14 protein-coding genes are annotated in these 13,278 nt (G+C 65.4%); 10 read left to right on the top strand and 4 right to left on the bottom strand.

From position 1 onward, the window contains the following. Positions 1–82: 82 nt before the first annotated feature. The 8 genes from AC3A5Z_RS12475 (at position 83) to AC3A5Z_RS12440 (ending at position 7,755) form a co-directional block, all read left to right on the top strand. Positions 83–1,702: a GMC family oxidoreductase gene (locus AC3A5Z_RS12475; RefSeq protein WP_487519669.1), complete on the top strand. Its 1,620-nt coding sequence runs from the start codon at positions 83–85 to the stop codon at positions 1,700–1,702. Positions 1,703–1,812: 110 nt separating this feature from the next. Beyond that, positions 1,813–3,018, top strand: coding sequence for a cytochrome P450 (locus tag AC3A5Z_RS12470; RefSeq protein ID WP_487519668.1), 1,206 nt, complete (start codon positions 1,813–1,815; stop codon positions 3,016–3,018). Continuing rightward, entirely contained in the window at positions 2,994–4,352 is a 1,359-nt protein-coding gene (locus AC3A5Z_RS12465; RefSeq protein WP_487519667.1) for an excisionase family DNA-binding protein, read from the top strand. The genes AC3A5Z_RS12470 and AC3A5Z_RS12465 overlap by 25 nt, the downstream gene beginning before the upstream one ends. 187 nt (positions 4,353–4,539) lie before the next feature. Beyond that, complete coding sequence (locus tag AC3A5Z_RS12460) at positions 4,540–6,402, top strand: HWE histidine kinase domain-containing protein (protein WP_487519666.1); 1,863 nt, start codon at positions 4,540–4,542, stop codon at positions 6,400–6,402. 10 nt (positions 6,403–6,412) lie between these two features. Then, positions 6,413–6,790: a response regulator gene (locus AC3A5Z_RS12455; protein ID WP_487519665.1), complete on the top strand. Its 378-nt coding sequence runs from the start codon at positions 6,413–6,415 to the stop codon at positions 6,788–6,790. Positions 6,791–6,904: 114 nt separating this feature from the next. Further along, a complete protein-coding gene (locus AC3A5Z_RS12450) occupies positions 6,905–7,123 on the top strand; it encodes a hypothetical protein (RefSeq protein ID WP_487519664.1) in 219 nt (72 codons plus the stop codon). Between the two features lie 56 nt (positions 7,124–7,179). After that, positions 7,180–7,356, top strand: coding sequence for a hypothetical protein (locus AC3A5Z_RS12445; RefSeq protein WP_487519663.1), 177 nt, complete (start codon positions 7,180–7,182; stop codon positions 7,354–7,356). A gap of 9 nt (positions 7,357–7,365) precedes the next feature. Continuing rightward, positions 7,366–7,755, top strand: a complete 390-nt coding sequence (locus tag AC3A5Z_RS12440; RefSeq protein WP_487519662.1) for a hypothetical protein — start codon at positions 7,366–7,368, stop codon at positions 7,753–7,755. A gap of 243 nt (positions 7,756–7,998) precedes the next feature. Here AC3A5Z_RS12440 and AC3A5Z_RS12435 read toward each other — a convergent pair whose 3' ends face one another. Further along, positions 7,999–9,624, bottom strand: coding sequence for an FAD-binding oxidoreductase (locus tag AC3A5Z_RS12435; RefSeq protein ID WP_487519661.1), 1,626 nt, complete (start codon positions 9,622–9,624; stop codon positions 7,999–8,001). A 13-nt stretch (positions 9,625–9,637) separates the two neighbouring features. After that, the gene (locus AC3A5Z_RS12430; RefSeq protein ID WP_487519660.1) at positions 9,638–10,276 is read right to left on the bottom strand and encodes a glutathione S-transferase family protein; all 639 of its coding nucleotides are present in this window, start codon (positions 10,274–10,276) and stop codon (positions 9,638–9,640) included. A gap of 118 nt (positions 10,277–10,394) precedes the next feature. Here AC3A5Z_RS12430 and AC3A5Z_RS12425 point away from each other — a divergent pair, with 118 nt between their 5' ends. Next, positions 10,395–11,279, top strand: a complete 885-nt coding sequence (locus AC3A5Z_RS12425) for a LysR family transcriptional regulator (protein WP_487519659.1) — start codon at positions 10,395–10,397, stop codon at positions 11,277–11,279. Positions 11,280–11,457: 178 nt separating this feature from the next. On the opposite strand, the gene AC3A5Z_RS12420 is transcribed toward AC3A5Z_RS12425, so the two are convergent. After that, on the bottom strand, positions 11,458–11,847 hold the full coding sequence (locus AC3A5Z_RS12420) for a helix-turn-helix domain-containing protein (RefSeq protein WP_487519658.1): 390 nt from the start codon (positions 11,845–11,847) through the stop codon (positions 11,458–11,460). 74 nt (positions 11,848–11,921) lie between these two features. Between AC3A5Z_RS12420 and AC3A5Z_RS12415 the strand changes: the two genes are divergently transcribed. Beyond that, entirely contained in the window at positions 11,922–12,896 is a 975-nt protein-coding gene (locus tag AC3A5Z_RS12415) for an aldo/keto reductase (protein WP_487519657.1), read from the top strand. A gap of 21 nt (positions 12,897–12,917) precedes the next feature. Here AC3A5Z_RS12415 and AC3A5Z_RS12410 read toward each other — a convergent pair whose 3' ends face one another. Next, the gene (locus AC3A5Z_RS12410) at positions 12,918–13,277 is read right to left on the bottom strand and encodes a response regulator transcription factor (RefSeq protein WP_487519656.1); all 360 of its coding nucleotides are present in this window, start codon (positions 13,275–13,277) and stop codon (positions 12,918–12,920) included. Between the last annotated feature and the right edge of the window lies 1 nt (position 13,278).

Genomic DNA, 13,278 nt, shown 5'->3' with positions numbered 1-13,278 from the left:
ATGATATAACTGATAATAAATGTTGAATTTGATACGTCACGCGGCTACGCGGGGCTTCGTTGCAGACCCTCGGGACAAACCAATGGAACAGTTTGTACAGACGATGACCCGCACACCCGCCGGGCAAGATCCCCAAGACTTCGATTTCATCGTTTGCGGCGCAGGCTCCAGCGGATCAGTCGTTGCAGCACGTTTGGCCGAAGACGGCAGTGCCCGTGTGCTGCTGCTGGAGGCCGGCGGCGATGACATCGACGACAGGGTTTCCGACCCCGCGCAATGGCCTCTCAATCTCGGGAGCGAACGCGACTGGGGCTTCCTCAGCGAGCCTGCGTCGGGGCTCGCCGGGCGGCGCCTTCCCCTGAGCATGGGCAAGGGGCTGGGCGGCGGATCCAGCATCAATGTCATGGTGTGGGCGCGGGGCCACAAGGAGGATTGGAACCACTTCGCGGCCGAGTCGGGTGACGCGCGGTGGGGCTACGAGTCGGTGCTCGGCTATTACCGGCGGATCGAAGACTGGCGTGGGGCGCCGGACCCTCTCCGCAGGGGAAGCGGAGGGCCGGTCCATGTCGCCCAGCCGGATGCGCCCCAGCCGATTGCACAGGCGCTCGTCGATGCGGCGGGTCTCGTGGGGGTTCCGGTGTTCGACAGCCCGAACGGCGAGATGATGGAAAGCGACGGCGGGGCCTCCATCGCCGAATTGCGCATCAGGGCCGGCAAGCGGGAGTCGGTGTTCCGCTCCTATGTCGCACCGATGCTGACGCATCCGAACCTGACGGTTCTGACCGATGCGCTGGTGACGCGGTTGGTGTTCTCCGGCAAGAAAGTGGTCGGGGTTGACGCCTTGGTGCGAGGAGAGCCGCGGCGGTTCCGCGCGCGCTGCGAAACCGTCCTGTCGCTCGGCGCCGTGCATACGCCCAAGGTTCTGATGCAATCCGGCATCGGCCCCACGAACGACCTGCTTTCCCACGGGATCTCTGTCGTTCAGCATCTGCCCGGCGTGGGTCGCAACCATCAGGATCACATCGCCTTCGGCTGCACCTGGGCCTATCACGCGCCGCAAGGGGTGGGAGGCGGCGGCTGCGAAGCGGCGCTGTATTGGAAGAGCGACTCCCGTCTGAGCCACCCGGACATCCTGCAGTGCCAACTCGAGTTCCCGGTGCCCGCACCGGCGGAAGCGGAGATTGCCACGCCCGAGCATGGCTGGACGATGTTTGCCGGTCTTGCCCAGCCGAAGAGTCGCGGGCGGCTGCGCCTCAGCGGACCGGAGGCACGCGATCCGATCCTGATCGAGCCGAATTGCCTGAGCGAACCCGAAGATGTCGCTGCGGCTTTGGCCGCTGTGGATCTGTGCCGCGAAGTCGGCAACAGCGCGGCGTTCGCGCCGCTGGTTCGTGGCGAAGCTGCGCCCGGCCCGCGGGATCGGTCGGGCATGATCGACTTCATCCGCAAGTCGGCGGTCACCTACTGGCACCAATCCTGCACGGCCAAGATGGGGCGTGACAGCATGTCGGTCGTCGACAACGAGCTGCGGGTTTACGGCGTCGACGGTCTGCGCATCGCGGACGCTTCCATCATGCCGCGGATCCCCGTCGGAAACACGATGGCGCCCTGTGTCGTCATTGGCGAGCGGGCGGCAGATCTGATCCGCCTGGCGCACGGCCTGTCGCACGCGAAGTGCGCCGAAGATCCGGGGCGCGGCTGACGATCCGATCTGGCTGATCCGAACGTGGCGACCGCTACCGCCACGGTGATTCCCCCCGACAGCCCGCGGTCGCACCCCGATTGCGTGGCAATTGCAGAAGGAAAACAGAAATGCTGACGAAAGATCGCGTCGTGCCGGTTATTGCCGCGGCAGACATCGAAAGGGATGCACACGCCGCCTTCCGGCGATACCGCACGTCCCACCCCTTCGCCATCCTCGAGACCGGTGGATATGTCGTGCTGCGGCACGAAGATGTCAGCCGTCTGTCGCGAGACCCGCGATTGCAGGCGACCGAAACCGCCATTCCGGCCCAGGCGGGTGTGACCACCGGGGCGCTGTTCGACATATTCCAGCACGGGATGCTGACCTCGAACGGCCAGGTTCACGGGCGTCGCCGGTCGGCCATGTCAGGCGCGCTAGCAATGCAGGCGATCGACGATTTCCGCTCCGCCGTCCGTGTGGCGGCAGGGTCGCTCATCGAGGGGTGCCGTTGCGACGGCAGGATGGAACTGGGGAGCGCCTTTGCCGCCAAGCTGCCGGTCCTGGCGCTTGCCGGGATGTTCGGGATCCCGGAGCGCGACGTTCCGGAGTTCACCCGGGATATCGACGAGATGAACGAGTTCTTCCGCCCCAACGCCACCCCCCTGGCGATAGCGGACGCCGCACTGGCTGCGACCAAGGTTCAATCTTACCTCAAGACGCTGATCGCCCGGAAATGGGCCGGCCAAGCGGATGATTTCCTGTCGCAATATCTCTTGCGTGCCGAGGATGATCAGCAGCTTTCGAGCATGGAGCTGTTGATCCAGATCGTTCAGCTCATCATTGGCGGCACGGAATCCGTGCGCACGGCCCTCGTGGCGCAGACGGCCAATCTGCTTTCGAACCGGTCGCAATGGAACGCCGTCTGCGACGACCCGTCTCTGGTGCCGGCGGCAGTTTCTGAATCGCTGCGCTTCGAGCCCGGGATCGCAGGAATCGTCAGGGTGTCCACCGAAGACATCGCGCTGGACGGCTGGACGCTGCCCGCCGGGCAGTTGGTGATCCTGTCTTCGCTGTCCGCCTTGCGGGACGAGCGCGTTTTCAAGCGGGCGGGCAGCTTCAACATCTCCCGGACAGAGCTTGCCGCCTCAAATCTCGTCTTCGGTGGCGGCGCGCACAGATGTGTCGCCGAGGCGTTCGGACGGGCGGAGCTGGAGGAGGGACTGGATGTGCTGACAGATCGGCTTCCGGGTCTGACGCTTGAAACCCGGCCCGTCTTCTCGGGGCATGTCTTCGTTCGCAGGACAACGGAGTGCTGGGTCAGCTGGCAAAGCTGATCACCGGCCAATGCCGCACGCACTTCATCGCGAAGGGCGCCTCCCGGTGTGTGCGGCTTCATTGGCGGCAGCGCCGACAGGTTTTCGAAACGCATGAACTGATGCGGATACTTGTCGTCGATGCGGGCATCGCAGGGCGGGCGCTTTCGCAGCACGGATTTTGCTTCGGACCGCACCCGGCCAAGAACCCGCGTTTTGTTGCAAATCTAGCATCTTTGCCTATGTATCCCCCTGCAAGGGTGGACCATGACGTGAAAGATGTTCTGACGACGACGAACGCTGCGGAGCTGTTGGGTGTGTCGACCCGCACGGCGCAGCTCTGGGTGGAGAGTGGCCGGCTTCCATCCTGGAAGACACCCGGCGGCCATCGTCGGATACCCCGTCAGGCGGTCCTCGACTTGATGGAGACTCCCCCCCACGAGGATCCGCTTGTCCGGGCCCATTCGATCATCTTCTCGGGTGAAGGTCGGTCGGATCAATGGCGCCGCGCCGGTCTTCCCGGATTGGGTTTGCTGGTCGATGTGTCGGAAGATATCGACACGATCCGAGCGTGGCTCGCGTGCACCCCGCCGATGCTCGTGATCATCGAGAACGCAGAGGATGAAGAGCGCAAAAAGCTGGTCTCGGCTCTCGAGAGGGATGTTCGATATGGCAGGACGACCATCGTCAGTCTGGGCCCGCGCAATGCAGCTCATCCCGTCGCCGTCGGCACGCACCGCGTTCGGACCAGGATGCTGCCTGACGTCGTCGCGAGCGCCGCAAAGATCGTCGAGTTCCTTCAGTCGAGCGACGAGGACGTTCCGAGATCTCTCGGCTTCCGCAAGCCCTGGAACGAAACCGCCCGGCTGGAGGCCGTCGCGCGATCCGGCCTCGTCGGGTCTGCGCCGGATGTCGCATTCGACCGCCTCGTTCGGCTGGCCGCGCATGCCACGCAAGCGCCGATGGCCATGTTCACGCTGATCACGCAGACCGAGCAGTGGTTCAAGTCCCGGATCGGTTTCGACGGCGAGGCAACCGGGCGGGACTGGGCCTTCTGCAACGAGACGCTGATGGCCAACGAGTTCACCGTCCTCGAAGACCTTACGAAACTCGCGAGCCAGGCGCAGAATCCGACGCTGTCCGAACCCTATGGCTTCCGGTTCTACGCCGGTGCCCCCGTCCGCGACCCGCTGGGTTTTGCCCTGGGGTCGATCTGCGTCATCGACGTGATGCCGAGAACCCTCAACGGATCCGAACGTGAAGCCATGATCACCATCGCTGACGCAGCGTCCAGCTTGATCCGCACAAGGGTTCTGGAACAGGACCTGCAAGATCTGCGTCGGATCGGGCACTAAAGGCGAACAAGGCGGGCGCGGCGGGGTTACCTCATGACGCCCCGGCCTGGAAGCAAGTGGGCCTTCCAGGATCATTCCCTTCGAACCGAGCCCACCCAAGGCTGCCTTGCCCCGATCAGCTTCTCATTGCGCCCCTGCCGCAATTCTTTAGAAATGGACTGTCGCTCTGTTTGGATATGATCTCGACGTGCAAAACGACCCGAAACAGGAGCCGCCGCAGGGCTCGGCCTCTGAGGCGCGCCGTTCCCGGGTGCTTCACAGCTACAACGTCCTCGACACCCCGAGGGAATCCGAATTTGACGATCTTGCGCGCATCGCGGCCGAGGTCTGCAAGGCGCCCATCGCCGTAGTCAACCTCGTCGATACGCACAGACAGTTCTTCAAGGCGGAGGTCGGCCTCGGCGTTCGGGAGACACCGCTGGAAACCTCGTTCTGCCGCCACGCCATTCTTGCCGAGGACTTGATGATCGTCCCGGATGCCACACGGGACCCGCGGTTCGCCAACAACGCGCTTGTCACGGGCGAACCGGGCGTCCGCTTCTATGCGGGCGCGCTTCTCAAGACCGCGGAGGGGGTGCCGATCGGCACCATGTGCGTGCTGGACTATGTCGTGCGTGAATTGGACGATGCGCAGCGCCGCACTCTGACCCTGCTCGCCCGGCAAGCCATGATCCAGCTCGAGCAGCGGCGGGCGATCGCCGAGCGTGATGTGGTTGCCGAACAGCTGGAGACGGCGCTGGCCGCCTCCGGTGTGATCGGCCTGTGGAACTGGATGGTCGACACGGACCGCCTGCATGGGGACGCGCATTTCGCCCGGCTCTACGGCCTCGATGTCGAGCGGACTGCCGCCGGCCTGTCGATGGAGGAGTATCAGGAATTCGTGGCCGCGGAGGATCTGGCAAATCTCCGTGCCAAGATCCGCGCCACGTTCGACGATGGCGCCGACTTCCTCGTCGACTATCGCCTCTGCATCCCCGGCGAACCGATCCGCTGGGTCGAGTGCAAGGGAAGGCTGATCCATGACAGGGACGGAAAGCCGCTCCGCTTCGCAGGCTCGGCGATCGACATCACCGCGCGCAAGGAGGCGGAGGCCAGAACACGCCGCCTGGCTGCCATCGTGGAGCAGTCGGGCGATTTCATCGCGGTGGCCCAGCTGGATGGATCCGTGGTGAGTGTCAACGAGGCGGGGCGCCGGCTCGTCGGTCTCGCGGATCCCGCCGAGATTGCCCGCACCGGATTGCAGGACTACTTCGACCCGCAAGAGTGGCCCAAGATCGCCGAGACGGTCTTCCCTGCCGTCGACAGGGACGGCCATTGGCGTGGGGAGCTCCATTTCCGCCACTTCGAGACAGGCGAGCTGATTCCCGTGATCTACGACGTGATCGCCCTGCGGGATGATGACGGCAAAGTCTCCGCCTATGCCACCGTGACCCGTGACATCCGGGATCAGAAGGCGGCGGAGAGCCGACAGCGGGTTCTGAACGAGGAGCTGTCGCATCGCATGAAGAACACGCTGGCGATGGTGCAGGCCATCGACACGCAGACGCTGCGCGGCGTGACGGAGAAGGAGGCAGTGGCGGCGTTCCGGAGGCGGCTCCATGCCATCGCTTCCGCACACAATGTGCTGCTTCAGCAGAAGTGGTCCGCAGCGCCCATCGGCGCCGTGGTCGAGGCAGTGCTCGGGACCTTCGAGATGAACGACCGGTTCGATGTGTCCGGCCTGGAGGTGGTGCTCGGCCCGCGCGCGACCCTCTCCCTGTCGCTGCTGCTGCACGAGCTGGCGACGAACGCTCTCAAGTATGGCGCCCTGTCATCGGAAATGGGCCGGGTCGCGGTCACCTGGCGCATTGATCAGTCGGAGCAGGAAGAGCTCGTCCTGGCCTGGGAGGAGCGCGGTGGCCCCGTGCCGGTGGAGCCCGAACGCAAGGGCTTCGGTTCACGGCTTATTGAGATGGGCCTGACGGGAACGGGGGGAACGACGGTGCGTTATCTTGCTTCTGGATTGGAGGCCGTCTTCCGGGCGTCGCTTCCGGATATCGGGCAGTCATGAGGACAGTCAGGTGAGCTACGCCAGCCAGTATCGAAAGCCTGTCGTTCTCGTTGTCGAGGATGAGCCGCTCCTGCGCATGGCGGCCGTCGACATGATCGAGGAGGCAGGCTTCGATGTCGTCGAGGCCGCCGACGCGACCGAGGCCGTCGAGATCCTGGAAAGACGTCTGGATATCCGCATCGTCTTCAGCGACATCGACATGCCCCGGGGAATGGACGGCATGAAGCTCGCGGCGCTGATCCGCGAGCGGTGGCCGCCGATCCAGATCATCCTTACCTCGGGCTATGCGACCGTGGACACCGTGCAGATGCCGCCGAACAGCGTGTTTTTCCCCAAGCCCTATGTCGAAGAAAAGGTGGTCGAGACGCTGCACGGCATGGCTGCTTGAGGGGGTGCAGCTGACTGCTGGAGCCCGCGGAAGTGCTGCCCGACCCTGACCTGCGCCCGTGCGGCGCCTTGGAAAATCGCATGTCGCTTGATGGAGAGGGCGGAAACAGACAGGTTGGATTGCCGAACCCGGCTGACCGGGATCACAGGCTCGAACTCTGACGACGCCCGGTATCGCGAGGCCTGGGGAAAGGACACCTCGGACCTCGGCGAGTATGACTATGCCATGCGCGGCTCCGATGTCTACATCAACGCCGAGAGCAAGGCGGTGAACGACCGCGGCGGCCGGATCGGCGGGAGGGGCTGCAGAAATACCCCAACTCGGCGCTCTTGAAGGTCAAGCTTGGATGGTACCACTGGACCGCGGCCTGGCAGTTCTGGAGTGACGACATGACCGCCGACTTCGACGAAGCGGGTCGACTGGTTCGAGAGGCGCTCGCGACTGACAACCTGTCGCCTGAGGTCAGGAGGTCGGCGTCCTGGCTCAATGCCTATGTCCTCATGCGGCAAGGCGACTTTTTCGGCGCTGTCGAACAAGCCGAGGCGACAGTGGCGCTGGCGCCCTAAGATGCCCGGGTGCGCGGCAGCCTTCCCGACGTCCTGCTCGCCGCCGGCGAGTACCAGACGGCGCTGGACTGGCTCGACATCGCCGAGAAGCGCAATCCGGCGCGGGTCGGCAATATCCAGGCAAGTCGTGCCAACATCTTCCGCCTCATGGGGCGATACGATGAGGCGATTGCGGCGTTCGGTAGTCTCGGCGACCTGCAACCCTACATGCGGCTCAGCGCGGCAATTGCCCATGTCCGCCTTGGCCAGATCGCGGAGGCCAAGGAGCGCGTGCGCGAGGCCCTGGAGATCGATCCTCGGTTCACCCGGACGCTTTGGCGTGAGGGCTCTTTCTACAGCGATCCCGCCATCCTCGACGCCGAAATCGCCGACCTCGCCGCTGCAGGACTGCCGGAGTAGTGGGGCCTCGCTTACCGACTCGCCGGTTCATCTCGGCGGCATAAGCTGGCGCTACTATGGTTCGCTGTAGCCACGCCAAACAGGCAATGAAATTCGGACTATCTTGTTGTTGTTCGAGGCAGGGCGTCTTGGCTAACATGGCTGCGCGGCAGGCCGATGACCCTGGCAATGGCGCAGTGAGGATCTGGCTGAACGACGCTTCCGGCACCGACGATGGGTCTGACCGAGGGGGGTCGGCAGCCCTCATCCAGCGGGTCCGAAGGTTTCGAGGTGGATGCGCTCGGCTGCAATGCCGCCCGCTGTCAACCCGCTGCAGATATCGGCCAGAAAGGCGGCCGGGCCGCAGAGCAGGTAGTCGGCATCTTGGGCGGCTGGCAGTGCCAGCAAGTCGGCGGCCTCAATCCGGCCCGTCCGGTCTAAGGTTCGGAGATCGTCCCCGTCTTCGGGTGCGCTGTAATGGATCTGGCGTGTCACTTGCCTGCCCCTGCTGACAAGCTCGTCCAACTCTGCGGCGAAGGCGTGATTGCGGCCGTTCCGCGCGGCGTGAACGAAGGTGACCTGGCGCTGCGGCTGATCCGCGACCAGGGCGTGCAGCATCGACAGCATCGGCGTGATCCCGGCGCCGGCGCTGACCAGCACCAGGGGGCTGTCTCCGGGCGGCAGGGTGAAGTCGCCCTGCGGCCGGTGCGCCCTGATCACATCGCCGACCCGAACCGCGTTGTGCAGGAAGCGCGAAGCGATACCCCGATCCTCGCGCTTGACGCTGATCCGCCAGGTCGGAGCAGCCGGGTCGCCGGACAGCGAGTAGCTGCGTTCGACCTGTCCCGGCTGTCCGGGGATCTCCAGGCTGACCGGCAGGTGCTGTCCGGGCTGGAAGCCGTCAAGTGCGCCGCCATCGCCCGATGCCAGGTGGAAAGAGGTGATCTCTGCGCTTTCCACGACCCTGTCGATGACCTGCAGGGTCAGGCCCTTGTCGGAAGGTCGCCGCCAGCGCAGGGACAATGCCACGGGGCGCTCCACGACCACATCGATCCCGACATGGATCACGCGGCGCACAGCGGGATCCTGACTGTCCCCGGGGTGCCAGTCGATCCGGGCCCGTCCCGCGATGTGGATCAGGCTGCCCCTGTCGAAGTCGATGAACAGCAGCCCGACCCGGGGGTCACAGATCAGATTGCCGATCGTGTTGAAGAAGTTGTTGCCGGGATAATCCGGGATCTGCAGCGATCTGTCGTCGGTGACGCGCACGAAACCGGCAGCCCCGCCCCGGTGAGAGACGTCATAACCGTTCGCCGCTCCGTCCCCCTTCGAAACATGGCCGGACCCGATGAAGAGCGTGTCGGCGGCGGCGATCCGCGCGGCCTGCGCTGCGTCCAGCCGATCGGTGATCCGGGGGGCTTCGGCGCATCGCCCGTCCGCGCGGCGCCACTCTCGCGCGTGGATGTATTGCGGGCAGTTGCCGAAGCTCTGGTTGACCGCCAGCGCGTAGCCCTGCGGCGTCGCGGTCAAACTCCCGTTCAGCCGGTTGCGGCGTCGGGTCGTCAGATCGATCCCCAGAAGGCCGACCGGTCCACCCCCGGCAAGGCTGGCGGCCAGCGGGTCGCCCTGCGCCAGCGTCGCGCCGATCATCAGATGGCGCGGGTCCGGGGAGGTGGCGAACCCTTCGGGACCGTCCAGGACCGATACCCAGGTCCGCCCGTCGTCGCCGCCGCCCGCGACGACCAGAAAGGGCAGCGCCGCGAAAAAGCGGCGGTGCTCATCGGGCATGGCGTCGCGGATGAAGGCGCTCCCCGCCGCTGCGGCGTCGGTTGCGCCCGCCAGTCGCTGTGCCGTCCGCTCGCCCGGATGAAACGGAGATGACCTCGTCATCACGCGCCCTCCGTCAGGCCAGCGCCGGTGAGCGTGCCATGCCGACAAAGCCCTCCAGCCCCTCGACGCGGCCCAGCCACGCCCGGACGGCGGGATAGGGGGCGAGGCTGACCCCACCCTCGGGCGCGTGGGCGATGTAGCTGTAGCCTGCAATATCGGCCAGCGTCACCCGGTCCGCTGCCAGCCACGCGCGGGTCTGCAGATGCGTCTCCATCACCGCGAAGAGGGCATGCGCACGGGCCACGGCCGCGGCGTGATCCAGCTCCGCCCCGAACACCGTCACCAACCGCGCCGCGCAGGGGCCGGAAGCGATCTCGCCCGCGGCGATGGACAGCCAGCGTTGGATCTCCGCCGCCTCGACGGGATCGTCGCCCCGCCAGGCGGGCGCGTCGCCATGGCGCATGACCAGATAGGTGAGGATCGCGTTCGAATCCGCCAGTCTCACGCCGTTGTCGTCGATCGCCGGCACCTGGCCGAGCGGGCTGATGGCCAGATGGTCCGGCGCCTTATGCGCGCCCGCCGCCAGGTCCAGATCGACCGTCTCATAAGGCAGGCCCAGAAGGGACAGCATCAGCTCCACCCGGTGGCAATGGCCGGATTTGGGGTGGCGATAAAGGATCACTGGGGCTTCAGTGCGGCTCTCGACGGACATTGGGAAGGCTCCTGCAGGTTGCACTTGTGTCTGGGCTGCAAGATACCAATGATCGGATAAGACAATAATGAGCGCAAAGTGCAGAACACCATTTCACATTGCGAAGGAATTCGGTGACATGGACCAGCTGCAGTCCCTCCAGGTCTTCGTCGCGGTGGCTGATGCCGAAAGCTTTGCCGGGGGTGCCCGCGCCATGGGCCTCAGCGCGCCCTCGGCCACACGGGGGATTGGTGAGCTGGAGGCCAGGCTCGGCATGCGGCTCTTCACCCGGACGACGCGGCAGGTGCGCCTGACCGAAGCGGGCCGCGCCTATCTCGAGGAGGTTCGGGATGTTCTCGCTCGCCTGCGGGCGGCCGGTGACGCGGCCTCGGGCGCAGCCGGGACACCGGTCGGCACGCTGCGCATCACCTGCCCGCAGGAATTCGGGCGGCTGCATGTGGCCCCCCTCGTGACCGAGTTCTTGGATGCGCATGCCGGGGTCAGCGCGGAAATCATCATGGTCGACCGGGTCGTGAACCTGGTCGAGGAAGGGTTCGACCTGGCCGTTCGGATCGGCCCCCTGCCATCTTCCGACCTGACGGCGGTGAAGGTGGGCGAGGTCAGGCGCGTCGTCTGCGGCGCGCCCGGCTATTTCGCGGCGCATGGCAGCGCCGAGGTCCCGTCCGACCTCGTGCATCATCGGTTGATCGCGACGGCCCCCGGACCGTGGCGTTTCGGGGCCGACGAGGCCTGCATCGTCAAGATCAAGCCGCGCCTGATCGTGAGCAGCGTCGCAGCCTCACTCGACATCGCGCGCATTGGCTGGGGTCTGTCGCGCCCGCTGTCCTATCAGATCGCGGGGGATGTCGGGGAAGGCGCGCTGCGGATCGTGCTGGAACGGCATGAGCCTGCCCCGATCCCCATCCATCTGGTTCACGTGGAAGGGCGTCGCGCCGCCGCCAAGGTCCGGTCCTTCCTTGACTTCGCCATTCCACGGCTGCGCCAAGCGTCGATCTCCGGCTAGCGAAGGTTGTAAGAGATCGTGAAGGATGCAGCGGGTCAGCGTTCGCTGGGGCCGGTGTTTGAGCCAAGCGCCGTGAGATTTGTCGTGGGCCTCTAGAGGTTCGCGATTTCAACCGTTGCCGGCAGCTCGGGCCCCAATCCTCGGGCGACCTGCAGTCTGCCACCCTTGGCAATGCCCTTCAGGCATAATCCGCGAACCGTGGCGGTTCGCCGGATTGATCAGCCATCCAGCTCAGCTTGGCCTGCAGGAAAGCCAGCATTCCGTCTATCTCGCGCCGCTGTTGTTCCAGCCGGGTAATGTGGTCCTTCAGCAGCGCCTCGGTTCGGGCCTGATTTTCCGGTTCGGCAGCGTAGTCTGCGATCATCGCACCGATCTCGGTCAGTGAACTGCCAAGGGCCTGATGCACGCGGATGATCCGTGCAAGCTCGACCTCTTTCGGGCTGAAGATCTGATAGGGTCGGGAGCCGCCCTTCCGGCCCTGTTCGGGATGCAGGAGCCCGCGCCGGATATAGAACCGCACCGTCTCGCGCGGCAGGCCGGTTGCGCGGGCAAATTCGGCGATCAGCATGGTGATTTTTCCGATTGACTGTGGAGTGCGCTCCGCAGTTATAGCCTGTGTTCGTCCCAATCAGGAGAGTGAAAATGACGAACACCGACACGAAGATCCCGCAGGTCGCCCTGGGTCGGAACGGCCCGCTGGTCGGCATCCAGGGCCTTGGCTGCATGGGGATGAGCGAGTTCTACGGCGCAGCCGACCCGGCGCAGTCGCGCGCGACGCTCGATCTGGCGCTGGAGCTTGGCGTCACGCTTTTCGACACCGCCGATATGTATGGTGTTGGCAAAAATGAAGAATTCCTTGCTCCATTCCTGCGGGCCCATCGCGGCGCTGCGCAGATCGCCACGAAATACGGCTACCGGCGCAGCGCCGATGCCCCCGATGACTGGGGCGTCACCAATGATCCTGCCCATATTCGCCGCGCGGCCGAGGCTTCGCTGAAACGCCTCGGGGTCGAGGTGATCGACCTCTACTACATGCACCGCCGAGATCCTTCGGTGCCGCTGGCCGACTCCATCGGCGCCATGGCGGATCTGGTGGCCGAGGGGAAGGTGCGCGCGCTTGGCCTGTGTGAAGTGGGCGCGGCCGAACTGGCCGAAGCCCATGCGATCCACCCCATCGCGGCGCTGCAGTCGGAATGGTCGGTCTTCTCGCGTGATATCGAGGACGAGGTTGCCGGCACGGCCGCACAGCTCGGCATCGCCGTCGTGCCCTACGCCCCCTTGGGCCGGGGCTTGCTGACCGGGCAGCTGGCATTGGCTGCCGACGATGCGCGGCGCAGCTTCCCGCGCTTTTCCGAAGACAATCTCGATGCCAATACCCGCGCGGCCGAGACGGTGACGTCCTTGGCCCGTGCGCGGGGCGTGACGCCTGCACAGGTCGCACTGGCCTGGCTGCACGACCGTGCCCGGGTCTTCGGCGTGACCGTGATCCCGATCCCCGGCACCCGCAAGGCGGCGCGTCTGCGCCAGAACCTCGGCGCGCTGCAGATCACACTGACCGAGGCCGAGCTCGCCGCGCTGGAGGCGCTGGCGACACAGGTGCAGGGGCAGCGGGTGTGAACAACCGCCCCTGGAACGGACCTATCGTGCTGCGAGGAGTCGCCGGACCACCTCGAGCAGGGATGCATCGCCATAGGGCTTGCCAAGATAGTCGTCATATTGCGGCGGCGGGTCCTTCGGCACGTTCCGCTCCGGAATCGAGGTTGCCAAGATGATCGGCGTTTTCACGCCCCGGTCGCGCAGCTGGCGGATCATTTCCAGACCGTTCATGCGCGGCATCATGTAATCGGTCACGATGAGGTCGGGCCCGGAGGTCAGCGCCTCGGCAAGGCCCGCTTCCCCGTTCGCGGCAACAAGAACCGCAAACCCCTCGTCCTCAAGGATCATCCTGCTGCCGAAGGCGATGACAAACTCGTCCTCTACGAGGAGTATCGTTGCCATC

It is taken from the genome of Cereibacter sp. Soil_C_27, from assembly GCF_057657095.1.
The sequence above is the reverse complement of the archived record's forward strand: the minus strand, read 5'-3'. Positions and strand labels throughout refer to the sequence as shown.

Coding starts and splice junctions, on each gene's coding strand:
- AC3A5Z_RS12475 (WP_487519669.1), top strand. CDS start 83: ATGGAACAGTTTGTACAGACGATGACCCGCACACCCGCCGGGCAAGAT.
- AC3A5Z_RS12470 (WP_487519668.1), top strand. CDS start 1,813: ATGCTGACGAAAGATCGCGTCGTGCCGGTTATTGCCGCGGCAGACATC.
- AC3A5Z_RS12445 (WP_487519663.1), top strand. CDS start 7,180: ATGACCGCCGACTTCGACGAAGCGGGTCGACTGGTTCGAGAGGCGCTC.
- AC3A5Z_RS12435 (WP_487519661.1), bottom strand. CDS start 9,624: ATGACGAGGTCATCTCCGTTTCATCCGGGCGAGCGGACGGCACAGCGA.
- AC3A5Z_RS12430 (WP_487519660.1), bottom strand. CDS start 10,276: ATGTCCGTCGAGAGCCGCACTGAAGCCCCAGTGATCCTTTATCGCCAC.
- AC3A5Z_RS12425 (WP_487519659.1), top strand. CDS start 10,395: ATGGACCAGCTGCAGTCCCTCCAGGTCTTCGTCGCGGTGGCTGATGCC.
- AC3A5Z_RS12420 (WP_487519658.1), bottom strand. CDS start 11,847: ATGCTGATCGCCGAATTTGCCCGCGCAACCGGCCTGCCGCGCGAGACG.
- AC3A5Z_RS12415 (WP_487519657.1), top strand. CDS start 11,922: ATGACGAACACCGACACGAAGATCCCGCAGGTCGCCCTGGGTCGGAAC.
- AC3A5Z_RS12410 (WP_487519656.1), bottom strand. CDS start 13,277: ATGGCAACGATACTCCTCGTAGAGGACGAGTTTGTCATCGCCTTCGGC.